28 protein-coding genes are annotated in these 24,972 nt (G+C 72.9%); 13 read left to right on the top strand and 15 right to left on the bottom strand.

Annotated features, from left to right (window positions below):
* Positions 1 to 120: 120 nt before the first annotated feature.
* Positions 121 to 546: an STAS domain-containing protein gene (locus AB0M83_RS43735; protein ID WP_364527015.1), complete on the top strand. Its 426-nt coding sequence runs from the start codon at positions 121 to 123 to the stop codon at positions 544 to 546.
* Positions 547 to 549: 3 nt separating this feature from the next.
* On the opposite strand, the gene AB0M83_RS43730 is transcribed toward AB0M83_RS43735, so the two are convergent.
* The 6 genes from AB0M83_RS43730 to AB0M83_RS43705 all read right to left on the bottom strand — a co-directional run bounded on the left by AB0M83_RS43730 (position 550) and on the right by AB0M83_RS43705 (position 6,269).
* Positions 550 to 2,280 carry a glycoside hydrolase family 15 protein gene (locus tag AB0M83_RS43730; protein ID WP_364527013.1) on the bottom strand — a complete coding sequence of 577 codons (1,731 nt, stop codon included), beginning with the start codon at positions 2,278 to 2,280 and terminating at the stop codon, positions 550 to 552.
* Positions 2,277 to 3,299, bottom strand: coding sequence for an SDR family oxidoreductase (locus tag AB0M83_RS43725; RefSeq protein ID WP_364527011.1), 1,023 nt, complete (start codon positions 3,297 to 3,299; stop codon positions 2,277 to 2,279). Before AB0M83_RS43725 ends, AB0M83_RS43730 begins: the two co-directional genes overlap by 4 nt.
* Positions 3,300 to 3,318: 19 nt before the next feature.
* A complete protein-coding gene (locus tag AB0M83_RS43720) occupies positions 3,319 to 3,633 on the bottom strand; it encodes a hypothetical protein (protein ID WP_364527009.1) in 315 nt (104 codons plus the stop codon).
* On the bottom strand, positions 3,630 to 3,761 hold the full coding sequence (locus tag AB0M83_RS43715; RefSeq protein ID WP_364527007.1) for a hypothetical protein: 132 nt from the start codon (positions 3,759 to 3,761) through the stop codon (positions 3,630 to 3,632). Before AB0M83_RS43715 ends, AB0M83_RS43720 begins: the two co-directional genes overlap by 4 nt.
* Complete coding sequence (locus AB0M83_RS43710) at positions 3,761 to 5,554, bottom strand: thiamine pyrophosphate-requiring protein (protein WP_364527005.1); 1,794 nt, start codon at positions 5,552 to 5,554, stop codon at positions 3,761 to 3,763. The genes AB0M83_RS43715 and AB0M83_RS43710 overlap by 1 nt, the downstream gene beginning before the upstream one ends.
* A gap of 142 nt (positions 5,555 to 5,696) precedes the next feature.
* Complete coding sequence (locus tag AB0M83_RS43705; RefSeq protein ID WP_364527003.1) at positions 5,697 to 6,269, bottom strand: TetR family transcriptional regulator; 573 nt, start codon at positions 6,267 to 6,269, stop codon at positions 5,697 to 5,699.
* 88 nt (positions 6,270 to 6,357) lie between these two features.
* On the opposite strand from AB0M83_RS43705, the gene AB0M83_RS43700 reads away from it, so the two are divergent.
* Both AB0M83_RS43700 and AB0M83_RS43695 read left to right on the top strand, forming a co-directional pair.
* Positions 6,358 to 7,779, top strand: a complete 1,422-nt coding sequence (locus AB0M83_RS43700; protein WP_364527001.1) for an FAD-dependent monooxygenase — start codon at positions 6,358 to 6,360, stop codon at positions 7,777 to 7,779.
* Positions 7,779 to 8,186, top strand: a complete 408-nt coding sequence (locus AB0M83_RS43695) for a putative quinol monooxygenase (protein ID WP_364526999.1) — start codon at positions 7,779 to 7,781, stop codon at positions 8,184 to 8,186. Before AB0M83_RS43700 ends, AB0M83_RS43695 begins: the two co-directional genes overlap by 1 nt.
* Here the strand turns inward: AB0M83_RS43695 and AB0M83_RS43690 are convergent.
* Positions 8,149 to 8,682, bottom strand: coding sequence for an SRPBCC family protein (locus AB0M83_RS43690; protein WP_364526997.1), 534 nt, complete (start codon positions 8,680 to 8,682; stop codon positions 8,149 to 8,151). The genes AB0M83_RS43695 and AB0M83_RS43690 overlap by 38 nt on opposite strands.
* Before the next feature lie 137 nt (positions 8,683 to 8,819).
* Here AB0M83_RS43690 and AB0M83_RS43685 point away from each other — a divergent pair, with 137 nt between their 5' ends.
* Entirely contained in the window at positions 8,820 to 9,707 is an 888-nt protein-coding gene (locus AB0M83_RS43685) for a helix-turn-helix transcriptional regulator (protein ID WP_364526995.1), read from the top strand.
* Here AB0M83_RS43685 and AB0M83_RS43680 read toward each other — a convergent pair.
* Genes AB0M83_RS43680 through AB0M83_RS43665 form a run of 4 tightly spaced genes read right to left on the bottom strand, consistent with a single transcriptional unit; the run spans position 9,627 to position 11,378 of the window.
* Positions 9,627 to 9,953: a hypothetical protein gene (locus AB0M83_RS43680; RefSeq protein WP_364526993.1), complete on the bottom strand. Its 327-nt coding sequence runs from the start codon at positions 9,951 to 9,953 to the stop codon at positions 9,627 to 9,629. The genes AB0M83_RS43685 and AB0M83_RS43680 overlap by 81 nt on opposite strands.
* Complete coding sequence (locus tag AB0M83_RS43675) at positions 9,950 to 10,396, bottom strand: hypothetical protein (protein ID WP_364526991.1); 447 nt, start codon at positions 10,394 to 10,396, stop codon at positions 9,950 to 9,952. The genes AB0M83_RS43680 and AB0M83_RS43675 overlap by 4 nt, the downstream gene beginning before the upstream one ends.
* Positions 10,393 to 10,710 (bottom strand): hypothetical protein, encoded by a 318-nt coding sequence (locus AB0M83_RS43670; protein WP_364526989.1) that lies wholly within the window; start codon positions 10,708 to 10,710, stop codon positions 10,393 to 10,395. Before AB0M83_RS43670 ends, AB0M83_RS43675 begins: the two co-directional genes overlap by 4 nt.
* A complete protein-coding gene (locus AB0M83_RS43665) occupies positions 10,710 to 11,378 on the bottom strand; it encodes a DJ-1/PfpI family protein (RefSeq protein WP_364526987.1) in 669 nt (222 codons plus the stop codon). The genes AB0M83_RS43670 and AB0M83_RS43665 overlap by 1 nt, the downstream gene beginning before the upstream one ends.
* 121 nt (positions 11,379 to 11,499) lie before the next feature.
* On the opposite strand from AB0M83_RS43665, the gene AB0M83_RS43660 reads away from it, so the two are divergent.
* Positions 11,500 to 12,447, top strand: coding sequence for a helix-turn-helix domain-containing protein (locus AB0M83_RS43660; RefSeq protein WP_364526985.1), 948 nt, complete (start codon positions 11,500 to 11,502; stop codon positions 12,445 to 12,447).
* On the opposite strand, the gene AB0M83_RS43655 is transcribed toward AB0M83_RS43660, so the two are convergent.
* The gene (locus AB0M83_RS43655) at positions 12,436 to 13,686 is read right to left on the bottom strand and encodes a PHB depolymerase family esterase (RefSeq protein WP_364526983.1); all 1,251 of its coding nucleotides are present in this window, start codon (positions 13,684 to 13,686) and stop codon (positions 12,436 to 12,438) included. The genes AB0M83_RS43660 and AB0M83_RS43655 overlap by 12 nt on opposite strands.
* A gap of 77 nt (positions 13,687 to 13,763) precedes the next feature.
* Between AB0M83_RS43655 and AB0M83_RS43650 the strand changes: the two genes are divergently transcribed.
* Together AB0M83_RS43650 and AB0M83_RS43645 are read left to right on the top strand one after the other, a co-directional pair.
* A complete protein-coding gene (locus tag AB0M83_RS43650) occupies positions 13,764 to 14,102 on the top strand; it encodes a metalloregulator ArsR/SmtB family transcription factor (protein ID WP_364526981.1) in 339 nt (112 codons plus the stop codon).
* A complete protein-coding gene (locus AB0M83_RS43645) occupies positions 14,099 to 14,803 on the top strand; it encodes a cation transporter (RefSeq protein WP_364526979.1) in 705 nt (234 codons plus the stop codon). Before AB0M83_RS43650 ends, AB0M83_RS43645 begins: the two co-directional genes overlap by 4 nt.
* A 137-nt stretch (positions 14,804 to 14,940) precedes the next feature.
* On the opposite strand, the gene AB0M83_RS43640 is transcribed toward AB0M83_RS43645, so the two are convergent.
* Entirely contained in the window at positions 14,941 to 15,321 is a 381-nt protein-coding gene (locus AB0M83_RS43640; RefSeq protein ID WP_364526977.1) for a VOC family protein, read from the bottom strand.
* Entirely contained in the window at positions 15,318 to 16,070 is a 753-nt protein-coding gene (locus AB0M83_RS43635; RefSeq protein ID WP_364526975.1) for an ArsR family transcriptional regulator, read from the bottom strand. Before AB0M83_RS43635 ends, AB0M83_RS43640 begins: the two co-directional genes overlap by 4 nt.
* A 49-nt stretch (positions 16,071 to 16,119) precedes the next feature.
* Here AB0M83_RS43635 and AB0M83_RS43630 point away from each other — a divergent pair, with 49 nt between their 5' ends.
* The gene (locus AB0M83_RS43630) at positions 16,120 to 17,448 is read left to right on the top strand and encodes an APC family permease (RefSeq protein ID WP_364526973.1); all 1,329 of its coding nucleotides are present in this window, start codon (positions 16,120 to 16,122) and stop codon (positions 17,446 to 17,448) included.
* Here the strand turns inward: AB0M83_RS43630 and AB0M83_RS43625 are convergent.
* Positions 17,381 to 17,758, bottom strand: a complete 378-nt coding sequence (locus AB0M83_RS43625; protein WP_364526971.1) for a DUF6223 family protein — start codon at positions 17,756 to 17,758, stop codon at positions 17,381 to 17,383. The two genes, AB0M83_RS43630 and AB0M83_RS43625, sit on opposite strands and share 68 nt — an antisense overlap.
* A 186-nt stretch (positions 17,759 to 17,944) precedes the next feature.
* Here AB0M83_RS43625 and AB0M83_RS43620 point away from each other — a divergent pair, with 186 nt between their 5' ends.
* From AB0M83_RS43620 to AB0M83_RS43600, 5 genes are all read left to right on the top strand, one after another.
* Positions 17,945 to 19,060, top strand: coding sequence for a histidine kinase (locus AB0M83_RS43620; RefSeq protein WP_364526969.1), 1,116 nt, complete (start codon positions 17,945 to 17,947; stop codon positions 19,058 to 19,060).
* Positions 19,057 to 19,719, top strand: a complete 663-nt coding sequence (locus AB0M83_RS43615; protein WP_364526967.1) for a response regulator transcription factor — start codon at positions 19,057 to 19,059, stop codon at positions 19,717 to 19,719. Before AB0M83_RS43620 ends, AB0M83_RS43615 begins: the two co-directional genes overlap by 4 nt.
* Positions 19,720 to 19,915: 196 nt before the next feature.
* Positions 19,916 to 20,842, top strand: a complete 927-nt coding sequence (locus tag AB0M83_RS43610; RefSeq protein ID WP_364527017.1) for an ABC transporter ATP-binding protein — start codon at positions 19,916 to 19,918, stop codon at positions 20,840 to 20,842.
* Positions 20,839 to 22,182 carry an ABC transporter permease gene (locus tag AB0M83_RS43605; RefSeq protein WP_364526965.1) on the top strand — a complete coding sequence of 448 codons (1,344 nt, stop codon included), beginning with the start codon at positions 20,839 to 20,841 and terminating at the stop codon, positions 22,180 to 22,182. The genes AB0M83_RS43610 and AB0M83_RS43605 overlap by 4 nt, the downstream gene beginning before the upstream one ends.
* Positions 22,183 to 22,186: 4 nt before the next feature.
* Positions 22,187 to 24,931, top strand: coding sequence for an alkaline phosphatase family protein (locus AB0M83_RS43600; RefSeq protein WP_364526963.1), 2,745 nt, complete (start codon positions 22,187 to 22,189; stop codon positions 24,929 to 24,931).
* Positions 24,932 to 24,972: the final 41 nt, after the last annotated feature.

The following is a 24,972-nucleotide window of genomic DNA, read 5'->3' as shown; positions in this document are numbered from 1 at the left end:
GGGCCCCTGGCGACGTGCCGGGCCCGCACAGCTGGTCCATGTTTTCCCGGCGGGCTCGTTCGGTACCGTCGACCGGCGAGGCGGGGACGTGTCGGCCTGACGGACAGGAGACGGTGGGACGTGACGGAACCGAAGGTGACCTGGGACGGCCAAACCGTTTTCGTTTCGAACCGGACGGGAGCGGTCACGCTCTCGAACGAGGGGCGAGCGGCGGTGCTGGAGATCGCCGGGGTGTTCGACATCGCCCTGGCTCCCCAGGTGCGCGCGCTGGCCGGCCGCGCCGTCGGGGCCGCACCGGACGTGCTGGTGGTCGACCTGACGCTCGTGGAGTTCCTGTCGTCGGCGGGCATGGGCGAGCTGGTCCGGATCCACCGGGCCCTGGGGCGCGACAAGGTCCGCGTCGTGGTGGCCGACGAGATCGTCCGGCGGCCATTGGAACTGACCCGCCTGACCGGAGTGCTCGCCTTGTACCCGACGCTGCCGGCCGCGCTCGACGGCGTCGCGGCACCCGGCCGTGATCCCGTGCCGGCCGCGCGACCGCGGTAGCCGTCAAGCGAGCCGGTGCGCGGCTTCCAGCAGCATGGCGTGGACGAAGGCCTGGGGCAGGTTTCCGCGCAGCTGCCGCTGGCGGACGTCGTACTCCTCGGCCAGCAGGCCGGGCGGACCGCAGGCGGCGCGCGTGCGTTCGAACCAGCGGAAGGCTTCGGCCTGGTCGCCTTGGTGCCGGTGGGCGAGGGACAAGATGAAGCCGCACAGGAGGAAGGCGCCTTCGGCGTCGCCGAGGGGCCGGTTGTCGGGCGCGAAGCGGTAGACGTAGCCGTCCTGGCAGAGGTCGGTGCGGACGGCGTCGAGGGTGGCGGTCGTGCGGGGGTCGGTGGCCGGGAGCGCGCCGCGGACCGGGGGCAGGAGCAGCGCGGCGTCGGTGCCGGTGCGGCCGGGACTGCGTTGCCAGGCGCCGCGGTGGTCGATGCAGCGCCGGGTCGTTTCGGCGAGCAGCCGGTCCGCGAGGCCGGACAGCTCGGCGGCGCGGCGCGCGGTGTGGTGCGGGGCGATCGCGCGCAGCCCGGCGACGCAGGTCAGGCGGGAGTGGGTCCACCAGTCGTCCTCCAGCTCCCACACCCCGGCCTCGGGCTGGTCCCAGCGCCGGGTGACCAGGTCGGCGCAGACGTCGATCGCCCGTGCGGTGTCCGGCGTGAGGCGGTCGTGGCGGGCGGCGGCCGCGTACAGCTGCAGGAGTTCGCCGACGGTGTCGAGCTGGAACTGGCCGGTGACGTGGTTGCCGGTCACCGGGTGCCCGCCGGGGTAGCCGGGCAGGCCGAGGGCGGTTTCGCCGGGCGGCGGAGTGCCGTCGGTGCGGTAGGCGGGCAGGAGCTTGTCGCCGTGGTCGAGCACGCGGGCGGTGGTGAAGGCGACGGCGTCGTCGAGCAGCGGGTGCGGCTCGGCGACCGACGCGGCGAGACCGGCGTAGCACTGGTCGCGCAGCCACACGTAGCGGTAGTCGTAGTTGCGGCCGGCTTCGGCGCGTTCGGGCAGGCCGAGGGTGGCGGCCGCGACCATGCCGCCACGGGCGGTCGTGAGGCCGCGGAGCACGGCACAGGCGTGGCGGGCGTCGCGTGGGGCGACCGTGCCGTCGAGTGGCGGAACCGCCTGGTGCCAGGTGTGTTCGGTGGCGGCCCACAGCTCGTCGGCGTCGGCGGGACGCGGCAGCGGCCGGCCGCTGATCTCCAGGACGAAGTCGTGGCGTGCGCCGCCGGGCACGGTCAGGTCGAGGAGCAGCCGGCCTTCGTCGTCGGGCCGGGCGTCCGCGGCACCGGTCCAGCGGATCCGCAGCTCGCCGGTCCACGCGGTCCAGACGCCGTCCTCGAGGGACAGGTCGCGCATCGGGTCACGGCCGAACGCGCCGCGGAGATCGAGCTGGACGCGCAGGGCGACGGCACGCTCGACGGCTTCGATGCGCCGCAGCAGCACGACTCGCCCGGGGTCGGCCGGGTAGGCGAGCGCGTCGCGGCACTCCACTTCGGTGCTCGTGCCGACCCACCGGTTGCGCCAGATCAACGTGCCGGGCTCGTAGTGGCCACCCCAGACGCACGGGCCGGCGGGGCTGATCGAGTAGCTGCCCCGCCCGCCGATCAGCGAGGAGAGGACGGCGCTGTCGGCCCAGCCGGGCGCGCACAGCCAGGCGATGTCGCCGCGGGGCCCGCAGAGCGCGCCGCGTTCGCCGTCGGCCAGGAGGGCGTACTCGCGCAGGACGTGCGGCGGGAAGTCGTGCCAGCCGCTCATGACCGGGCTCGGCGCCACAATCCGAGACCGGCGGCGACGGCCGCGCCGCCGCAGCCGGCGAGCAGGCCGTGGTGCCGGCTCGCCCACAGCTGGAGGCTGCGCGGGGTGGACTTGCCGTCGAACTCGCCGTGGGCGCCGAAGTCGTGCCCGTCCGCGCCGTCGGCCGGTTTCCACAGGTTGGCCGGCTGATCCGCCGGTTTCGGGTCGGGGGTCTGCTGGGACCTCAGGCCGGTCTTCGCGAGGTAGCGGTCGAGGATGCCGGGCGCGACGGCGTTGGCGATGAGCGTGCCGACCGTGCTCCCGCCGACCCAGTACTCACGCCGCCGCGGGTGGTCCGCGGCGTGCACGACCGCGCGGGCGGCGACCTCGGGCTGGTAGATCGGCGGCACCGGCTGGGCGTGGTGCGGCAGGCGGGACAGCACCCACGAGAACTGCGGGGTGTTGACCGCGGGCATCTGCACCATCGTCACGTGCACGCCGCTGCGCTCGGACAGCAGCTCGCAGCGCAGCGACTCGTGGAAGCCCTGGACGGCGTGCTTCGCGCCGCAGTAGGCGCTCTGCAACGGAATCCCGCGGTAGGCCAGCGCCGAGCCGACCTGCACGACCGCGCCGCGATCGCGCGGTTTCATGCGCTTCAGGGCGGCCATGGTGCCGTAGACGTAGCCGAGGTAGCTGACTTCGGTGACGCGGCGGAACTCCTCCGGCCGGATGTCGGCGAAGCGCGCGAAGACCGAGGTGAACGCGACGTTCACCCACACGTCGATCGGGCCGAGTTCCCGCTCGACCCGGTCGGCCGCGGCTTCGACCTGGCCGGCGTCGGCGACGTCGGTGGGGATCGCGAGGGCGGTGCCCCCGGCGACGCGGACGTCGTCGGCGGCTGCTTTCAGGCCTTTTTCGCCGCGGGCGAGCAGGGCGACGCGCGCTTGCCTGGCCCCGAACGCGCGGGCCACGGCGCGCCCGATGCCGCCGCTGGCCCCGGTCACCACGACGACCTGGTCCTGCTTCTTGGTGTCTGCCACGGGCTTTCCTTTCTGCTTTCTACCGAGCCTTGCGGGCGGCGTAGGCCCACGCGCCGGCGCCGGCCGCGCTGGTCAGGGCGAGGCGCCGCCACCGCGGTGCGAGGCCGGCCAGCGCGAGCATGCTCACGCTGTGCGCGGCATCGGCGGTCCACGCCCACCGGGCCACGAAGCCGTGCGGACTCCGCAGCGTGACGGCGGCCTGGGCCAGGTGCCGCGCGCCCAGCGCGGTGCCCACCGCCGCCAGTTCCCGCCGCTCCCGGCACACCGATCGGGAGGCGGCCAGAAGCATCCCGCCCCACACGGCCCGCGCTGCCGCGACCTGCCGGGCCCTCATCGTGTCCTCCGGCGTGCGACGGCGACCCCGAGCGCGGCGGCGCCGATCGAGAGCCCGGCACCGCTGACGTAGAGCTCGACGTCAGCGGCCGCCCGGACCCGGTCGACCGCGGGCGGCTGCCGGGTCATCAGCTCTTCCCGCCGGGCAGGAACTCCTGCAGCTTCGTCTTGACCCCCTGCGCGACGAGGTGGAACGCGTCCGGGTCACCCTTCAGCACCGCCTGGGCGGCCGACTTCACCTGCTCGAACGTCGCGTGCGGCGGGATCGGCGGCACCTCGGGGTCGCAGCGGACGTCGAGCACGGCCGCCTTTCCCGCGCCGAGCACGGTGTCCCACGCCGAAGCGAGCTGGTCCGGCTTGTCGACGGTGACGGCCGCGAGCCCGAGCGAGAGCGCGAAGCCGGCGTAGTCGACGTCCGGGAGGCTCTGGGACTCCTCGAACTTCGGCGCGCCACCCATCGCGCGCAGCTCCCAGGTGACCTGGTTGAGGTCGTTGTTGTGGAAGACGCAGATGACGCAGGTCGGGTTGGTCCACAGGCTCTGGTAGCGCGCGATGGTGATCAGCTCGGCGAGGCCGTTCATCTGCATGGCGCCGTCCCCGACCAGGGCGATCACCGGCCGGTCGGGGTGGGCGAACTTCGCGCCGATGGCGTACGGCACGCCCGGGCCCATGGTGGCGAGGGTGCCCGACAGCGAACCGCGGATGTCGCCGCGGATGCGCAGGTTGCGGGCGTACCAGTTGGTGGAGGACCCGGAGTCCGCGGTGACGATGGCGTTCTCCGGGATCCGCTTCGACAGCTCGGACACGATCGCCATCGGGTTCACCGGGTCGGCGTCGACCGCGGCTTCCTTCTCGACGGTGTCCCACCAGGACGCGACGTTCTTCTCGATCGTCTCGCGCCACGACCGGTCCGGCTTGCTCGTGAGCTTGGGCAGCAGCGCGCGCAGGGTGGCCGCGCTGTCGCCGACGAGGTTGACCTCGGTCGGGTAGCGCATCCCGATGAACCGGCCGTCCAGGTCGATCTGCACGGCGCGGGCCTGGCCGAAGTCGGGCAGGAACTGGCTGTACGGGAAGTTCGAGCCGACGATCAGCAGCGTGTCGCAGTCGCGCATGAGCTCGTAGCTGGGCCGGGTGCCGAGCAGCCCGATCGAGCCGGTCACGTACGGCAGCTCGTCGGACAGGACGTCCTTGCCCAGCAACGCTTTCGCCACCCCCGCGCCGGTGACCTCGGCGAGCTGCCGGACCTCTTCGGCCGCGCCGCGCGCGCCCTGCCCGACCAGGATGGCGACCTTCTCGCCGGCGTTGAGCACCTCGGCCGCGGCGTCGAGGTCGCCCTCGGGCGGCACCGGGCTCGACCACGCCGTGCCCGGCGGGCTGGAGGGCACCTGCTTGAACGCGTGCTTCGGCGGTTCGTACGGCTCTTCCTGCAGGTCGGCGGGAATGATCAGCGCGGTCGGGCAGCGGGACGACTCGGCCGTGCGGATCGCCCGGTCGAGGGCGTTGGGCAGCTGCTCGGCGACGTTGACCTCGACGAGGTACTCGCTCGCGACGTCCTTGTAGAGCGCCTGCAGGTCGACCTCCTGCTGGTAGCTGCCGCCCATCGCGCTGCGCGCGGTCTGCCCGACGATCGCCACGACCGGGACGTGGTCGAGCTTCGCGTCGTAGAGCCCGTTGAGCAGGTGGATCGCGCCGGGACCCGAGGTGGCCATGCAGACGCCGACCTTGCCGCTGAACTTCGCGTAGCCGACCGCCGCGAAGGCGGCCATCTCCTCGTGCCGCGCTTGCACGAAGCGTGGCTGGTTGTCCGCTTTCCCGAACGAGGCGACCAGGCCGTTGATCCCGTCGCCCGGATAGGCGAAGACCTGCTCCACGCCCCACTCACGCAAGCGCTGGAGCAGGTAGTCGCCGACCGTCTGAGCCATCAGAACTCCTCACCCGAATGTCGAATGTCTTCTCGGGTACCCCTCTTCCGGGGCCGTACGCGGGCGCACACGAAAGATCCCCGTACGTGGGCTATGTCCGGTCCGCACGGCCGGAGCCGCGGCCGGGCAAGGGTTTTCTCGCTCAGCTGCTCTCGACGGCCACCGGACTGGTGAGGTAGTGCCGGATGACCGGGGCGACCCAGGCTTCGAGCTCGGCACGTCCCATCTCCGCCAGGGGCGGCACTTTCAGCACGTAGCGCGAGACGGCCAGGCCGAGGATCTGGGAGCCGAGGAGCGCGGCGCGCTCGGGCGCGCGGTCGGCCACGACGGCGGCCACGGCCGGGGCGACCTGGCCGGTGAACAGCTCCAGCATCTTCGCCGCGGCCGCCTCGCTGGTCGTCGCCGCGCGCAGCAGGGACAGGAACCCGGCGTCGTCCTCCCAGACGCCGAAGAACCGCGGCATCAGCACGTGCGCGAGGTCGTCCGCGCCCACCCCGGTGAGGTCGGGCAGGTCCAGCGTGAACTCCGCGGCCGCTGCGAAGAGGCCTTCCTTGGTGCCGAAGTAGCGGATGACCATCGCCGGGTCGACGCCGACGTCCGCGGCGACGTCGCGCAGGCGCACCCGGTCGAACCCCTGGGCGCCGAACCGGGTCCGGGCCGCTTCGAGGATCGCGGCGCGGGTGGCGGGGGCGGAGCGGCGGCGGGGCGGAGTCACCTCCGCAGGATAAGTCACCGACGGTTGACTTGGCGCGCCGGCCCTCGTACCGTCTTAAGTCAACCGTTGTTGACTTAGGAGGTTCGGCGTGGACACCGTGGATGTCGTCGTGGTCGGCGCCGGCCCGACCGGCTGCCTGCTGGCCGGGGAGCTGGCCCTGGCCGGCCGGTCGGTCGTGGTCGTCGAGAAGCACGCCGAGGCGTCGCCGCTCAGCCGGGCGTTCGGGACCCACGCGCGGACGCTGGAGGTCCTGGACACCCGGGGGCTCGCCGACGACCTGGTCGCCACGGGGACGCGCGCGGGCAGCCTGAGCCTGTGGAAGAGCGCGGGCCTCGACCTCACCCGGCTGCCGTCGCGCTTCCCGTTCCTGCTGGTCACGCCGCAGCGCAACGTCGACTCGCTGCTGGAGGAGTACGCGCGGGGCCAGGGCGCGCGGATCGTGCGCGGCACCGCCGTCACCGGCCTCGACCAGCGGGACGACGGCGTCGTGGTCCACGCCGGCGCCGGGGCGTGGAAGGCGTCCTACGTGGTCGCGGCCGACGGCGCGCACAGCACCGTCCGGCGGCTGACCGGCACGCGGTTCCCGGGTACCGTGCTGCTGACCTCGATCATGCTCGCCGACGTGCGGCTCGCGGACCCGCCCGCCACGGTCATCACCGTGGACGCGGTCAAGGACAGCTTCGCGTTCCTCGCGCCCTTCGGCGACGGGTGGTTCCGCGTCATCGCCTGGCACCGCCGGCACGAAGGCGACGTGGGCTTCCGTGCGGAGCCCGCGCTGGTGCGCGACATCCTCCGGCGGACGATGGGCACCGACTTCGGCATGGGCGAGACCCGGTGGATCTCGCAGTTCCGCAGCGACGAACGCCAGATCGGCGCTTACCGCTCGGGTCGCGTGTTCTTCGCCGGCGACGCCGCGCACGTGCATTCGCCGGCGGGCGGCCAGGGCATGAACACCGGCATCCAGGACGCGGCCAACCTCGGCTGGAAGCTGGCCGCCGTCCTCGACGGCGCCGATCCCGCGGTCCTCGACACCTACCAGGCGGAACGGCACCCGGTCGGCCGGCTGGTGCTGCGCACGAGCGGGGCCACGATCCGGATGATGACGCTGCGGGCGTGGCCGTTGCGGATGCTCCGCAACCACGTGATCGGCGCGCTTTTGCGCAGTGGCCGGTTTTCCCGCAAGGCCGCCGGGATGTTCACCGGGACGGGGATCCGCTACCGGCGCGCGCCGGCCGAGCACCCGCTGACCGGAACCCCCGCGGGCGACCTCCCGGTGCGGGAGGGGAGATTGCCGGAATCCTTGCGCCACGGCGGATTCGTGCTCGTGGCGGCCCGGGACGCCGGGCCGGTGTCCGCGCCGGTGCCGGTGGTGCACCGCACCGACGACGGGCCGGGGCTGCTGGTGCGTCCGGACGGCTACGTCGCCTGGGCGGGCGACGTCGAGGTGGGAGAGTGGGCCGCGGTGCTGGACCGCTGGACCGCCCCGCAACACGAACGGAGTGGCCGCTGATGCAGGTCGTCGTCATCCGCTTCACCGTGCGCGAAGAATGGGCCGGCCGATGGCTCGACCTCGTCGGCGAGTTCACCCGCGCGACGCGGGCCGAGGAGAGCAACCTCTGGTTCTGGTGGGCGCGCAGCGTCGACGAGCCGGGCGTCTTCTTCCTGCTGGAGGGGCACCGCGAGGACGGCGTCGAGCAGCACCTGAAGTCGCCGCTGATCCCGAAGATCCAACGCGAATGGCCGGCCGCTCTCGCCGAGACGCCGCGCGTGCTGATCACGACGATGCCCGGGGACGGCTGGCCGGAACTGGCTCTCCTGCCGGTGCCGGCCCGTGCCACCCCCGCCGAGGGCTTACCTCCGCCAGGTGAGCCCCGTCCGGTCAGGACCCGCTCGGGCTATCGGCCACCGGCGCGCTGAAGGTGCCCTTCAGCCGGTGTTCGTGCAGCCACCGGCTCAGGGCGAGCAGAGTCTGCTCCGCACTCGCGGCCATCTCGTTCCGGAGCTCGGTCACCTCGCGCGCGTCCGAACCCAGTACGGGATCCATCCGCACCAGGTCCCACGTCTGGGTCACAACCGAGCCGGGGCCGTCGCCGGTGATGAGCCAGCGCCAGCGCACGATGCCGTCGTCGAGGCCGCCGACGACGAACGCGAACTCGGTGGGCGCCTCGGCCGTGAGGACCTGGGAACGGCTGGCCCATTCGCGTTCGCCGCGGCGGTTGTGGCCGCCGAACCACGCTCCCGGTGTCGGGCCGTCGCCTTCGTCGTAGCGCACGCGTGACGCCGTCGGGCTCCACAGCTCGATCTTGGCCACGTCGCTGACCAGGTCGTAGACCACTTGCGGAGCAGCGGGCACCCACACCCGCCGGGTGAACGCGAAGGATGCCGGGTCGAGCGCGAGAACCGGTTCGGTCATGGGGTGAAGTCCTCCTGGACTGGTGCGGGAAGCGGCTTCGTCCAGGGTGGGGCGGGCCGGGCACCGCGGCCAGACCGCGGGTTTCCTACCCCTCGCGGTGGCAGGTTCGCCGGCCGAAGCCGTCGCATACTGGGGGCATGGGTGATCAAGGACCGCTGGCCGAGTACCTGCAGGCCTGCCGCGCGCGGGTGCGGCCGGAGGACGTCGGCCTGCCCACCTACGGCGAGCGGCGCCGCGTACCCGGTCTGCGCCGCGAGGAAGTCGCGAGCCTCGCCGGCGTGAGCGCGTCCTACTACGTCCGGCTCGAGCAGGGCCAGTCGGGCAACGCCTCCGACGCGGTGATCGACAGCATCGCCCGCGCGCTCCAGCTCGGCCACGACGAGCACGAGCACCTGCGGGTGCTCGCCCGGCCCGCGCGCCACCGCGCCGCGAAGCGCCCGCCGGCCGAGCGCGTCGACGCGGTCACCGCGCAACTGCTGGCGGGGCTCGGGGACGTGCCGGCGATCCTGCTGGGCCGGCGCACCGACGTGCTGGCGTGGAACCGGCTCGGGCACGCGTTCTTCGCCGGGCACCTCGACTTCGGCGCCCCGGCCCGCCCGGCCGGCCGCCCGAACATGGCGCGCCTGGTGTTCCTCGACGCCCACACCCGCGACCTCTATCCACAGTGGACGGACAAGGCGCGCGCGGTGGTCGGCAACCTGCGGCTGACCGCCGGCCGCCACCCCGACGACCGGCTGCTGAGCACGGTGATCGGCGAGCTGGTCACCGGCAGCACCGAGTTCGCCGCGCTGTGGGCCGACCACCGGGTCCTCGCCTGCGCGGCGACCGAGTACCCGATGCGGCACCCGCTCGTCGGCGAGCTGACGGTGCACCAGCAGACCCTGACCCCGGCGCACGCCCCGGAGCAGACGCTCGTGGTCGTCACCGCCGAACCGGGCTCGTCCTCACAGGCGGCGCTCACCCTGCTGAACGCGGCGACCGCGGCGCCGGCCGGACAGCCACGCCCAGCGCCCGCCGTGTCCTGAGGGTGCGAGCGCGCGGGCGGCCAGCAGCCCGCCGATCCCGGGGACGAGAGCGCGCAGCCAGACCCGGTTCCGGCCCCGGGCCAGGAGCACCGCCGCGATGATCGTGGCGGTGTAGGCCAGGCCGTGCACCGGACCGAGGACGCCGGAGACCGTCCGGTGGTGGACGGTGACCAGGTTGAGCAGCAGGAGCGCCAGGGTGGTGAGCTCGGCCGTGCCGAGGACGTGCAGGACGCGGCGTGGGCTCATCGGCCGGCTCCGGTCGTCGAGCCGGGCCGGACGATCATCAGGACGACCACCACCGCCCACAGCAGGTTGAAGAGCCCGGTGGACATCGCCAGGCGCCGGTCCGGGTCGCCGGTGCCGAGAACCCGGTGCTGCCCCGGCAGAATCACCGCGACCAGCAAGACGGCGGCGACCGCGGTGAGCACCATCGAGACGATCAGCCAGGCGTCGCCGAGCACGCCGAGGGCGGCCCCGGTGGCGACGCCGAAGACCGGCACGAAGATCCCGATGACCGCGTAGACGCGCGTGATCCGGTTCAGCACGCCGGGAACGGCGTTCTTGCGGAGGTCGTCCGGCGCCAGGTGGGCGGCGCGGGCCGCGGCCGGGAACATGCTCGCGGCGACGGCGACCGGCCCGATGGCGAGGATCGCGGCCAGGACGTGCACGGACAGCAGGAACGCCTTCACACGCCCGCCCGTTCGCCGGTGACGGCGGTGCGGGGGAGGCGTCCCGCGCGGGAGTGCCCGGCGAGGGTGTCGCCGGTGACCGTGACGTCGTACGCGAGGTTCAGCCGCATCGGCCGGGTGATCCGCTGCTGCCACGTGACGCGCTCGCCGTCCGCCGTCGTGGTGCGGACGACGTTCTCCAGCGTGGTTTCCTCGCCCGCTCCGACGGCCGTGCCGCGGACGCCGCCGTCGGCCTCGGTGAACCGGTAGTCGGCGTCGATGGTGCCGATCGGCGTCTTCATGCGCAGGTGCCAGGTTCCGGTGATGCCGGCCATCACGCGGCTCCCGTCACGGCGGCGAGCCCGCTGTTCTTCCACGTGGTGCCCCGGCGTTCGTACTCGAACAGCTCCTCGACGGCGTGCGCGATCCGCGGCCCGAAGTCGCGTTCGAGCAGGTAGAGCCCGAGGTCGAGGCCGGAGGTGACGCCGCCGGCCGTGACGAGGTCGCCGTCGTCGACGACGCGGGCGCGCACCGCGGTGACCCCGGCCGCCGCGAGCAGGTCGACGCCGAGGACGTGCGTGGTCGCCGCGCGGCCCTCCAGCAGCCCGGCCATGGCCAGCGCCAGCGACCCGCCGCAGACCGCCGCGACGGTGACGGCGGCGTTGTCCAGGCACTCGCGCAGCAGCGGGGCCGCGGCGCTCGCCGCGAACCGGGCGAGCAGCACGGGGACGGTGTCGACCTCGTCCGGGTCGCCGTCGACCGGGCCGGCCGCGCCGGGCACCACGACGTAGCCGGGGGCGGCCGGATCCAGCGCCGCGGTGGCGGTGAGCGTGATGCCGGGGGTGCCGGAGACGACGTCGCGGGGTCCCTCGGCGGAAACGAACCCGATGTCGAGCGCGCCGCCCAGGAACTCGCGCCCGGCGGAGAGGACCTCGTACGGCGCGACGGCGTCGAGCGGGTCGAAGCCGTCGAAGAGCACGAACTGGGCTCGCGGGTGGGGCATGGTGATCCTTTCGCCGGGGTGATCACTGCCATGCTGCGCACTCCCGGCGTCTCCGGCCACTGGCTATCACGACAAACTTCGCCTGGATCTCGCCACGTGCTCGGTGCGGTACTTTCGGGGCATGTACACGGTTGTGGTGCTCGCCCTCGACGACGTGATCGCGTTCGATCTGGCCACGCCGGTCGAGACGCTCGGGCGCGTCCGGCTGCCGGACGGGCGCCCGGGCTACCGGATCGTCGTGGCCGGGCCGGAGCCGATGGTCGACGCCGGCCCGCTGCGCATCGGCGTCGGCGCCGGGCTGGCCGAGGTGGGCCGGGCGGACCTGGTCGTCGTCCCGGGCCGCAACGATCCCGCCCGCCCGACACCGCCCGCGGTCGCGGAAGCACTGCGCGCCGCGGTGGCCCGGGGCACGCGGGTGGCGTCGATCTGCGTCGGCGCGTTCACCCTCGCCGAGGCCGGCCTGCTCGACGGGCAGCGGGCGACCACGCACTGGCTCGCCACCGACGAGCTCGCCCGCCGCCACCCGGCCGTCGACGTCGACGCGGACGCGTTGTTCACCGACAACGGGCAGATCCTGACGTCGGCGGGCGCGTCGGCCGGTCTCGACATGTGCCTGCACATCGTCGAGCGCGACTACGGCGTCGCGGTGGCCGCCGACGCGGCCCGCCTGGCCGTCGCGCCGCTCCAGCGCACTGGCGGGCAGGGCCAGTTCATCCTCCGCAACCGCCCGACGTACCGGACCGCGACGCTGGAGAAAGCCCTGTCCTGGATCGAGGAGAACGCCCACCGCCCGCTGACCCTCGCGGACATCGCGACCGCGGCCGGCATGAGCAGCCGCACCCTCGCCCGGCGCTTCCACGCGGAAACCGGGCAGAGCCCGATCCAGTGGCTCACCGGCGTCCGCGTCCGGCACGCGCAGGAACTCCTGGAAGTCACCGACCACACCGTCGACCGCATCGCCGCGCAGGTCGGGTTCCTCTCGCCGAGCAACTTCCGCACCCAGTTCACGCAGACCGTGGGCGTGAACCCGGCCGCGTACCGGAAGACCTTCCGGCCGTCACCCCGCTGAGCGGTGCCTCCGCGCCATCCACTGCCAGACGTGGGTGCCGCCGACGCTCGGGTCGTTGCGGGCCACGTAGATCCACGACCAGTGGCCGGGGAACTGGTGGCCGTCGCGGACGACGTGGTCGTAGAGCGTCAGTTCGGACCGGGGGATGAGCTCGTGCGCGTGGACGGTGTTGGCCTGTGGGTCCACCGTGTCGTCGTCGCGGGAGGCGACCAGCCACGTGGGGGTGCTGATCGCGGCCAGCTCGGCGTCGGGAACCAGGGGCGGGTCCCCGGCCTTCCGGGCGGTGACGACACCGCAGATCGGCACGGACGCGGCGAACGTCCGGGGGTAGACCGTGGTCATCTTCAGGCTCATGTAGCCGCCGTTGCTGCAGCCGACGACGTAAACGCGTGCGGGGTCGATCGGCCGGGTGCGCAGGACGTCCCGGATGATCTCGTGGATGAGCGGGGCGAACCGGGGTCCGTCGTCCATCCAGGCGGACGTGCTCTGCGGGGCGACCACGTATGCGCCGTCGAAGATCTGTTGTGCTTCCCGGGTGGCGAAGCCCAGCGCGCCGCGGTTGGCGCGCAGCGTGGTCTCGTTGTCGTAGTAGCCGTCGGGCAGGGAAGCGCCTTCGCCGCCGCCGTGCAGCCAGACGACCAGGGGTCGCCGGCCGCGTCGCGAGCCGGGGGAGTACAGCCGGTACTTCATCCCGGAACGTGAGGCGTGGTAGGTGAAGGCGTCGACCTCGGGGTTGGCCAGCCGGCCTTGCGTGAACCGGGCGATGGTGACCGGCCGTCCGTGCTGCGGGCGGAGCGGGGCGTGCTGCGTGATGGTGTAGACCAGATCGAGCCGGACGTTGCGGCTCTTGCTGTTGACGTAGCCGAGGGTGCCGCCGCCGGTCTGGCCTTCGCCGTGGCTCAGCTCCAGCACGATGTTCCCGCGGCGGTCGAGCCGGGCGGCGGTGACGGGCCGGTCGAGGTCGTAGCCGACGTCTTGGCCGCCGGTGTCGATCGGGCTGGTGGCCTTCGCGTGCACGCTGAACGTGCCGGTGGTCAGGCCGGCCGGGTCGATGGGCCCGAACCGGGACGTGTCGAGGGTGACCGAGGTGATCTGCTCTCCGCCGTCGAGCGTTTCGGCGTCGAGGACGAAACTCACGCTGTCCGTTCCGTGAGCGTGGGCGACGCCCGGCAACGTCAGGCCGGCGGTGATGCCGGCTCCGGTGACCAAGGCGGTGCGGCGACTGAACATCTTGTCCATGCGACTCCTTTGTCGCAGGCCATCGTATCGCCTTGATCGCTTGCTGATGTGTCAGTCTTGGCTGTACTGTCCGACGCATGCTGACGTGTGAGACGCGAGGAGCGGCGCTGGCCCGGTTGGGGCGCGCCCTGGCGGACCCGACGCGGTGCAAGATCCTCGTTTCGCTGCTGGACGGGGCGAACTATCCCGGTCAGCTGGCGAAGGAACTGGGGTTGAGCCGCTCCAACGTCTCGAACCACCTCGCCTGCCTGCGCGGGTGCGGCCTGGTCGTCGCGACCTACCAGGGGCGGCAGGTCCACTACGGCCTCGCGGACCCGCATCTGGCGCGGGCGCTGCGGGAGCTGGTCCAGCTGGTGCTCGCCGTCGACCCCGAACAGCCCTGCGTGGACGAGGACGAGCCGGCGGTGCACGCATGAGCGGGGACGCTGAACAGCGCATCGAGCTGCTGCCGACAGCCCCGGCGGCCGGGCAAACCCCTTGTGCCGACGGATGCTGCGCTGCCGAGGCGGCGCCGCGGGTCGACGCGGACCGCCGGGCGGTGCTGTCGCGGCGGGTACGGCTGCTGGTCGCCGCGACGATCGGCTACAACGTGGTCGAGGCGATCATCGCGCTCTCGGCCGGCTCGGTGGCGTCGTCGACGGCGTTGATCGGGTTCGGCCTGGATTCGGTGATCGAGGTGGCCTCCGCCGCGGCCGTGGCGTGGCAGTTCTCCGGCGCGGACCCGGAGGCGCGCGAACGGACGGCGCTGAAGGTGATCGCGGTGTCGTTCTTCGTGCTGGCGGCCTATGTCACGGTCGAATCGGTGCGGTCGCTGTCCGGCGCGGAGCCGGCGGAGCATTCCCCGGTGGGGATCGTGCTGGCGGCGGTGTCGCTGCTGGTGATGCCGTTCCTGTCGCACGCGCAACGCCGGGCCGGGCGCGAGCTGGGTTCGGCGAGCGCGGTCGCGGACTCGAAGCAGACGTTGCTGTGCACCTACCTTTCCGGCGTCCTGTTGCTCGGGTTGCTGCTGAACTCGTTGTTCGGTTGGTCGTGGGCGGACCCGGTGGTGGCGTTGGTGATCGCGGCGGTCGCGGTGCGGGAGGGCCGTGAGGCCTGGCGTGGTGAGCACTGCTGCTGACCCGGCCCGGCAAGCGGGAGGTCGCTCTGTCCGATGTGGACACCGAGGCGGCGCCGCCTCGCGCGGGAACAACCCGGCGTCGACGGCGGTCACCCGGGCGGCTCGCAGCCGGATGCCGGTGCCCGCGAACACCTCGGTCAGCGGGCGGGCTGGAACAGTTCGACGAGGTTGCCCGCGGGGTCGGCGAGCAGGATCTGCCGGCCACCCGGGCCGGACACCAGGTCGCTGCGGAAGGGCACTCCCGCGTCGCGGAGCCGGTCGATCTCGGCGTCGAGGTCGTCGACGACGAGGTGGATGCGGTTGCGGCCGGCGGCGGTCGCGTCCGCGGGCGTGGCGCGGGCGCCGGAGCTGGCCGGGCCGGACAGGAGCAGCCGCAGCGGACCGCGGACCACGTCGGCGAAGGCCGGGGCGGCGCTCATCCGGAGGGTGAAGCCGAGGTGGGTCGTGTAGAAGCCGATGGCGGCCTCGACGTCGTCGACGAGGTAGCGGACGGCGGCGAGCTGGTCGGGTGCGGTCACGGTCGAACCTCCGGACGGGCGGTGGTGGCGAGCACGGGCAGCAGGTGGCGGACCCGCGTGTCGATCTCGTGGGCGATGCGGACGAAGTCCGGGTAGGTGCCCGCGGCCGGATCGGGGATGCTCCAGTGGACCGGCCGGGAATCGAAGCCGGGACAGACCTCGCGGACCTTGTCGCACAAGGTGATCACGTGGTCGAACCGGCGGCCGGCCAGCGTGTCCAGGTGCCGGGGTCGCCGGTCGCCGAGGTCGAGGCCGAACTCCTCGCGCAGCACCCGGACCGCAAGCGGATGGAGCTGCGGTTTGGGGTTGCTGCCGGCGCTCGTCACCTCGATGCGTCCCTCGCCGCGGTGGCGCAGCAGGGCTTCGGCGATCGGCGAGCGGGCGCTGTTCCCGGTGCACGAGAACAGCACCCGGACTCCGTCGGGCCACCGGCCGGGCACCGTGGGCGGCCCCAGGTGCAGGGCGGGGTGCAGGACCGCCCCCGCGGTCGTCAGCGCGTGGGCGCAGCGGTCCAGATCCAGGTGGTAGTAGCTGTCGCGGGCGTCGAAGGTGCTGCGCCGCGCGGTGACCAGGCCGTCGTCGCGCAACAGCCGCAGGTGGTAGGAGACGAGGTTCTGCGGCTGGCCGGTGCGTTCGGTCAGCTCGCGGACCCGGTAGTCGCTGCCGGCGAGCTCGGTCAGCAGTCGCCACCGCAGGGGATGGGCGGCCGCGCGCACGAACGCCGGGGCGGCTTGACCTGACGACGCCATGCCCGCAGGATACATCAAAACAGTTTGATGGAATATCGGGAGGCGAGCGGTGCGATCCGACGGCGCCGGCGTGCTGGCACGCCGGCTGGGTACCGGGGACGCGGTGGTCATCGGGCTGGGTTCGATGATCGGCGCCGGGGTCTTCGCGGCGTTCGGCCCGGCCGCCGCCGCGGCCGGTACCGGCCTGCTGATCGGCCTGGCGATCGCCGCGGTGATCGCCTACTGCAACGCCACCGCGTCCGCGCAGCTGGCGGCGGCGTACCCGACGTCGGGCGGCACCTACGTCTACGGGCGGGAACGCCTCGGCGACTGGTGGGGGTTCACCGCCGGCTGGGGGTTCGTGGCCGGCAAGACGGCCTCGTGCGCGGCGATGGCGCTCACCTTCGCCACCTACGCGGTTCCCGGGCCCTGGTGGGCGCAGCGCGCGGTCGCGGTGGCCGGCGTGTCCGGGCTGGCCGCGTTGAACTACCGCGGTGTCACCAAGACGGCCCTGCTGACCCGGATCCTCGTCGCCACCAGCCTGACCGCGCTGGCCGTCGTCGTGCTCGGGATCGTCGTCGGCGGTCATACCAGCGCGGCGAACCTGAGTCCGGGTTCGGGCGGTGTCTACGGCGTCCTCCAAGCGGCCGGGTTGCTGTTCTTCGCCTTCGCCGGCTACGCGCGGATCGCCACGATGGGCGAAGAGGTCCGCGACCCGGAGCGCACGATCCCCCGGGCCATCCCGATCGCCCTGTTCAGCACGGTGGCGGTCTACGCGGTGGTGGCCGTGGTGGCGTTGCTGGCCGCCGGGCCGCACGGGCTCGCCGCCACCACCGCACCGCTGACCGCCGCGGTGCAGGCCGCGGGGGTCGGCGGGCTGAGCCCGGTGGTGCGCGTCGGTGCGGCGCTGGCCGCCCTCGGTGCGCTGCTGGCGCTGATCGCGGGCATCGGCCGCACCGGCCTGGCCATGGCCCGCCACCGCGACCTGCCCGGCTGGCTGGCCGCCGTCCATCCCCGCTACCAGGTCCCGCACCACGCCGAAATCGCGCTGGCGGTCGTCGTCGGCGTCCTGGTGCTCACCGTCGACCTCCGCGGGGTGATCGGCTTTTCGTCGTTCGGCGTGCTGGTCTACTACGCCATCGCGAACGCCGCGGCGTTCACCCAGCCCCGCGAGCAGCGCCGGTGGCCCCGGTGGCTGAACCTGATCGGTGTCCTCGGCTGCCTGGTGCTGGTGGCGACACTGCCGTGGCCGTCGGTGGTGGCCGGGGTGGTGATGTTCGCCGTCGGGCTGACCGGCCGGGCCGTCGTCCTGGCGGCGCGCCCGGAGCCGGTCAGCGTGAGAAAGCCACCGTGCGGCGGGCACGGGCCAGCGTCAACCCCCCGAGGACGACAGCCGTGAGCCCCGCGACCACGGCCGCCCCGCCCCCGACGACTCCGTTGCCGGTGCCGGGACCACCGTCGGCGACGGCCAGGTTGACCACGCCGCCGGCGGCGGCGATCAGTCCCGACGTCAGCGCCACGACGGCTGCCTTGCGCCCGACGGCGGCGCGACGGACGGCGCGAACCAGCGCCCGGCCGCCGATGATCGCGCCCGCCAGTCCCAGCAGGGCGGCCGCCGTGGCCCAGAGTCGCGCGGCGGTCAGGGTGTACGCGTCGACAGCGGCGAGCGTCGGTGTGGCGGAGCCGAAGATGGTGTGGATGACGGACATGAGGTCCTCCTCGAGTGGATGTCGCCTGATCCTGTCCGCCGGGCCTGTCCCCGGTCGTCCGGCAGGCGCAGGCACTTCGCGCTGCCGCGGTCGCCGTAGGAGCCGGGAAAGTACTGCGATTGCGGTAGTTCGCGGATCATTCGCGCGCAGGAGTCGCCCGGCCGGACCTCCGGCTACGGTGCAGGCATGAGCACGGGACGGATCCGGCTCGGGGACGGGCTGGTCGCCGCCGGAGTGGCGACGGCCCTGCTCGTCGCCGGCCTGCACGGGCACCACCCCGCCACGAACCTCGTCCCGCTGGGCCACGCGCTGCTGGTGCTCGGCGGCTTGGCGCTGGCCGCGTACCGCCGGGCTCCGGTCACCGTGCTGGCCGTGACCGCGTTGTGCGCGCTGGGATCCCAGGCCGTCGGGGTCGACGTCCCCGCCGTCGCGTATCTACTCGCCGTGTACGCCGCGGTCCGGGCCGGACACCGCGTCCTCGCGGTGGTGAGCGCGGTGCTCATGGTGCTCGCTCTTCCGCTCGCGATCCTCGCCGCGCCCGGAGATCTGCCGGTGGGTGCGGCGATCACGCACACCCGTGACGTCCTCCAGATCGCGTGGCTGATCGCCGCGGGTGCCGCCGGGGAAGCGCTGCGGCAGGCCGAGCGCCGGGCGGACGAGGCCGAACGCACCCGCGAGGAGACCGCGCGGCGCCGTGCCGACGAAGAGCGGCTGCACATCGCGCGGGAACTGCACGACTCGCTCACCCACCAGATCTCCGTCATCAAGGTGCAGGCCGAGGTCGCCGTCCACCTCGCCGGCAAGCGAGGGGAACAGGTGCCGGACGCGCTGCTGGTGATCCGGGACGCCGGCCGGGAGGCGGCGCGGGAGCTGCGCGCGACCCTGGAGGCGTTGCGCGACGACGAAAATCCCCCGCACGGGCTCGACGACGTCCCGGAACTCGTGCGGCGAGCCCAGGCCGCCGGTCTGGACGCGACGTTGACGATCGAAGGGCAGCGCGACGACGTTCCCGCGGCGGCGGACCGGACCGGCTACCGGATCGTCCAGGAGTCGCTGACCAACATCGCCCGCCACGCCGCCGCCGAGACCGCGTCGGTCCGGATCGGCTACCGCCCCGGCACGCTGGTCATCCGCGTCGACGACGACGGCCAGGCCACCCCGGACGCGGCGCCGGTTCCCGGGGTGGGGCTGCTCGGGATGCGCGAACGGGTCACCGCGCTCGGTGGCCACCTGCGGGCGGCACCGCGCAGCGAAGGCGGTTTCAGCGTCCACGCCGAACTGCCCGTGGGGCCGGCGTCGTGATCAGCGTCCTGCTGGCCGACGACCAGCCGCTCATCCGCAGCGGGTTCCGGGCGCTCCTCGACAACGAAGACGACATCGAGGTGGTGGCCGAGGCGGCCGACGGCGGCGAGGCCGTGGCGCTGGCCCGGCGGCACCGGCCCGACATCGCCCTCGTCGACGTCCAGATGCCGCTCGTCGACGGCATCGAGGCGACCCGGCGCATCGCCGCCGATCCGGCGCTGGCCGGGGTGCACGTGGTCATCCTGACCAACTACGGCCTGGACGAGTACGTGTTCACCGCACTGCGCGCCGGAGCGGCGGGGTTCCTCGTCAAGGACATCGAGCCGGAGGACTTCCTGCACGCGGTCCGGGTCGCCGCCCGCGGCGACGCCCTGCTCGCGCCGTCGATCACCCGCAAGCTGATCGACCGGTACGTCGCCCAGCCCCTGGAAACCGGCATCCCAGTGGGTTTGGCGCACTTGACGAATCGCGAACGCGAGGCGGTCACCCTGGTCGCGCAGGGTCTGGCCAACGACCAGATCGCCGCCCGGATGGTGATCAGCCCGCTGACCGCGAAGACCCACATCAACCGGGCGATGACCAAACTCCACGCCCGCGACCGGGCGCAGCTGGTGGTCTTCGCCTACGAATCCGGCTTGGTGGTCCCGCGCACTTCCTGATCCCGCAAGGGCTTCGGGGCTGTCCGAAGGCAAGGAGCCGGTTAACCCGGCGCAAGGCCGAGCTTTAACTCGGACATTTCACCGACGCGGTTTCCGTCGGTCGATTCCCGTTCCGGTCGTGTTCACCGGGCGCGCCCGCCGAAGTCATTTGTCCTGCCTAAGTTTCTGTCGCGAGCAGAGGAAGGCAAGGGGAATGATGGACACACCCGCCGCGGTGCGAGCGCGCGGAATCACCAAGTGCTTCGGTGACGTCGTCGCGTTGGACGGCATCGATCTGGATGTGGCACCGGGAGGGATCCACGGGCTGGTCGGCCCGAACGGCGCGGGCAAGACGACGCTGCTCGGCCTGCTGCTGAGCCTGGCCGTCGCCGACGAGGGCCGGCTCGAGATCCTCGGGACGCCGGTCGGGAAGACCCTTTCCGCGCCCGGCGGCGTCGCCGGGTTCGTCGACGGCCCCGGGCTCTACCCCTCGCTCACCGCCCGGCAGAACCTCGCCGCGCTGGCCGCCCTCCGCGGCGGCGACCGGCGGACCGCGAAGATCGACGACGTCCTCGGCGAGGTCGGACTCACCGACGTCGCCGACGACCGCGTACGCGGCTTCTCCCTCGGCATGCGGCAGCGGCTCGGCCTCGCCGCCGCCCTGCTCACCGAACCCCGCCTGCTGGTGCTCGACGAGCCGGCCAACGGCCTCGACCCGGCCGGCAAGAAGCACGTGCACGGCGTCCTCGGCCGGCTCGCCGCCGGCGGCACCACCGTGGTGCTCTCGAGCCACCGGATGGACGACCTCGAAGCGCTCTGCTCGGAGGTCACCATCCTCTCCACCGGCCGCGTCGTCTTCACCGGCCCGCTGGGCAAGCTCTCCGCCGAGAACGGCGAACTGGACCACCGCCTGCGCACGTCCGACCCGGAGGCCGCGCGGCCGCTGGTCGCCGGCGCGCCGGGGATCCGCCTCGCCGAGGGGGACGCCGACGCGTTCGTGGTCCGCGCGCTGGTGCCCGCGCTCGACGAACTGGTGCTGCGGCTGGCGAAGGAGGGTATCGCGGTGCGCGAGCTCGCGCCGGTCGTGTCGCCGCTGGAAGCCGCTTTCCTCGCCCTCACCGAACAGCCGGAGGCCGGCCGATGACCGCGACCCTCACCGAGACCGCGCGGCCCGTCCCGGTGGCCCGCGGCTACCGCTTCGAACTCGTCAAGCTGTTCTCCGCCTGGCGGATCCGCGTGCTGGTGGTCGCGTGCTGGCTCGCTCCCGCGTTGTTCGTCGCCGTGGTGAGCGAGCAGAGTTCGCTGCCCGTCGACACGCTCTTCGGCCGGTGGATGAACGCCACCGGCTGGGCCGGGCCGCTGGTGATGCTCGGTTTCGCCGGCACGTACGCGCTTCCGCTGCTGACGTCGGTCGTCGCCGGGGACGTCTTCGCCTCCGAAGACCGGCTCGGCACCTGGCGCCACCTGCTGGTCGCGGTCCGTTCCACCCGGCGGATCTTCGTGGCGAAAGCGCTTGCGAGCCTCACCGTGATCTTCGTGCTGGTGGCCGGGATGGCCGTTTCCGGTGCGGTGGGCGGGGTTCTCGCCGCCGGGAGCCGGCCGCTGGCCGGTCTCGACGGCCACCTGCTGGCCCCCGGCGACGCCGCGGTGCGGGTCCTGCTCGCCTGGGTTTGCGTGTTCGCCCCGACGCTGGCCCTCGGCGCGATCGGGCTGCTCGGGTCGGTCCTCTGGGGCCGCTCGCCGATGGGCCTGCTGCTGCCCGCCGTCGTCGCGCTCGTGCTGGCGCTCGCCCAGCTGCTGCCGTTGCCGGTCGCCGTCCGGCTCGCCCTGCCCAGCTACGCCTTCATCGCGTGGAACGGCCTCTTCACCGACCCGGCCCAGCTCGGGCCGCTCCTGATCGCGGTCGGCGTCAGCCTGGGCTGGGCCGTGCTCGCGACCGCGCTGGCCTACCTGCTCTTCGTGCGCCGCGACTTCACCAACCCCGCCCGCGACGGTGGGGGCCGCCGCGCGCTCACCCTCGGTGTCCTGCCGCTGGTCGCGCTGCTCGCCGCCACGGCCGGGGTCGTCGCCGTCGCCACGCCGGCCACCGGGTCCGGGATCGGCCTGGACAAGGTCCAGCGGTCGGTCGCCACCGCCTTCGCCCACCTCTACCGGCTGCAGGCCGGGCAGCTGAACCGGCCCGACGTCACCGAGGAGCAGCTGGCCGCCACGGCCGCGTGCACCAAGGGCGACGGCCTGGTCGAGCCCGAAGGCCCCGGCAACGACTGGCGGTGCGTCGTCTCCTGGCACCTGCCCGGCATCGCGGCGACGGGCTCGGCGATCTACCAGCTGGACATCACCTCGGACGGGCGGTACGTCGCCGACGGCGACGGACCGAAGGAAGTGAACGGCTACTTCCAGGTGCGGACCCCGGCCGGGGACCAACCCAACCCGCTCTGGCAGTTCGACGGGAACGTCGAGCTGCTCACCACCACGAAGGGATAACCCGATGCAGGTAACACGCCGCAGACGGCGTGCCGGGAAGAGCCGGAGCAGCGGCCATCGGCTGCGCTGCGCGACGGCCGGTTCCGCCACCCTCGTGCTCGTCGCCACGGGCACCGGCGTCGGTGTCGCGTCGACAGCGCAGTTCGGCGAGGAGCACGTCGGCCAGGTCACCGAGAACGGCCAGGTCGTCTCCGCCGACCAGTACCTCAAGCCGATCGGCGACCGCCTGGTCGTGAACAACGGCAAGATCATGGCGTCTTCGGTCAGCCCGGACGGCACCCACCTCGCCGCGCTGACCACCGACGGCGGGATCGCGCTCACCATCGTCGACCTGAAGAGCTGGAGGGTGCAGCAGCTGGTCGGCAACTCCGCGACGGCGAACCTGCGCATCGCCGGCAACGACGTGGGCCAGGAAGGGCCGACGTACTCGCCGGACGGGAAGTCGTTGTGGCTGGCGCAGACCGACGGCTACACGAAGTTCACGGTGAACCCCGACGGCACCGTGGCCGCGCCGGTGCCGGTCAAGATCCCGGCGGACGGCGCCAAGCACGCCTTGGTCGCCCAGGCGGTCTTCTCGCCCGACGGGTCCACTGTGTACTCGGCGGTCAACGGCCAGAACCGCGTCGTCGCCCTCGACGCGGCGACCGGCGCGACCAAGCAGAGCTGGGCCGTCGGCAACGCGCCGCGTGACCTGGTCCGCGTCGGCAGCAAGCTGTACGTCAGCGACGAAGGCGGCCACCCGGCCAAGCCCGGCGAGCCGACGCTGAACTCCTACAACACCCAGGTGCCGGCCAGCCGGTTCACCGGCGCGACGACCAGCGGCACGGTCAGCGTCATCGACCTGGCGAACGCCGCCGCCGCGCCGAAGAGCATCGACGTCGGCCTGCACCCGACCGCCGTGTACGTCAAGAACGGCGCGCTGTTCGTGACGAACACCGCCAGCAACACGGTTTCGGTCATCGACACCGGCCGCGACCAGGTCGTGCAGACCATCGCGACCCAGCCGTGGCCGCAGGCGTCGGTCGGCTACGAGCCGGACGGCGTGACGCTGACCGACGACGGGCACCTGCTGGTGACGCTCGGCCGCGCGAACGCGGTCGCCGTCTACCGCTTCCAGCGGGCGCAGGAGCCGGTGAGCTACGTCGGCCTGCTGCCGACGGACTACTTCCCGACCGCGATCACCACGGTCGGCCCGGACGTCGTCGTCTCCAACACCCGCGGCATCGACGCGCTCCGGCCCACCACGGCGGCCGGGCACGGCACGCACGACACGACGTCGAGCGTGCAGAAGTTCCGGCTGCCGGACGACCGCGCGATCCGCGGGTACACCGGCCAGGTCTTCAAGCAGAACGGCTGGACGGACGACTCGGTGCAGGTGGCGCACGACAACGGCCACCGCAGCCCGGTGCCGGTCCCGGCGCGGCTCGGCGACCCCTCGACGATCAAGCACGTCTTCCTGCTGGTCAAGGAGAACCGGACCTACGACCAGCTCTTCGGCGACGAGGCGCGCGGCAACGGCGATCCGGCCGTGGCGCAGTTCGGCGAGAACGTGACGCCGAACCAGCACGCGCTGGAGCGGCAGTTCGGCTTGTACGACAACACCTACGACATCGGCACGAACTCCGCCGAGGGCCACAACTGGCTGATGCAGGCCGACAACCCGGAGTACACCGAGTCGTCGGCGGGGGAGTACCTGCGCAGCTACGACACCGAGGACGACGCCCTCGGTCACCAGAGCTCCGGGTTCCTCTGGACCGGCGCGCAGGCGGCCGGGAAGTCGGTGCGGGACTTCGGCGAGTTCCAGCAGTTCCTGACCAAGCCCGCCGGGGCGAGCTGGCAGAACCTGTACTGCGACGCCAAGAACATGGCGGCCACGGGTGAACCGACGGCCTACCCGCTGGTGTCGTCGTCGCCGATCCCCTCCCTGAACGACGTTTCGGTGCCGGGATTCCCGAAGTTCGACACCGCCGTGCCGGACCAGTACCGGTACCAGATCTGGAAGGACGACTTCGAGAAGCACGGGCCGGCGAACCTGAACATGTTCTGGCTGTCGAGCGACCACACCGGTGGCCCGCCGAACGCGGCCGCCCAGGTCGCCGACAACGACCTCGCGGTCGGCAAGATCGTCGACACGATCTCGCACAGCCCGTACTGGAAGGACTCGGCGATCTTCGTCGTCGAGGACGACTCCCAGGCCGGTCTCGACCATGTCGACGGCCACCGGGCGCCGGTGCAGATCATCAGCCCGTACGCCCAGCGCGGCGTCGTCGACAGCCATTACTACTCGCAGATCACGATGATCCGGACGATCGAGCAGATCCTCGGGGTCAAGCCGATGAACCAGAAGGACAGCGCGGCGACGCCGATGAGTGCGGCGTTCACGCGGAAGCCGGACTACACGCCGTTCACCGCGGTGCCCAACCGCACCTCGCTGACGGGTGGCCTGGCGGCTCAGCCCTCCTGCGGTCCGGACACCCCCGCCCCGCCGAACCCCGCGGCGGCCCCGGTGCCGTCGTCGGCGGTGCCGGCGGACAAGGCGCAGGTGGCGGCCCAGTGGCAGGAGTGGACGGCGCACCAGCGGCTGACCGGCCCGAACGCCGTCGCCGACTACGCCAACCCCGCGCAGATGAACCACTTCACGTGGTACCAGACGCACGGCTGGCAGGTGCCCTACCCGGGTGAGAACCAGGTGTTCGCCCCGGCGCAGGTCCCGGGTGCCTACCTCCCGTCGGCCGAGTCCGACGGCTGAGAAACCCCGGTGCGGCGCCTGGTCCGGCTTTCCGGACCAGG

This window comes from Amycolatopsis sp. NPDC051106, from assembly GCF_040682775.1.
Classification (GTDB): domain Bacteria; phylum Actinomycetota; class Actinomycetes; order Mycobacteriales; family Pseudonocardiaceae; genus Amycolatopsis.
This window is presented reverse-complemented; position numbering and strand designations above follow the sequence as displayed.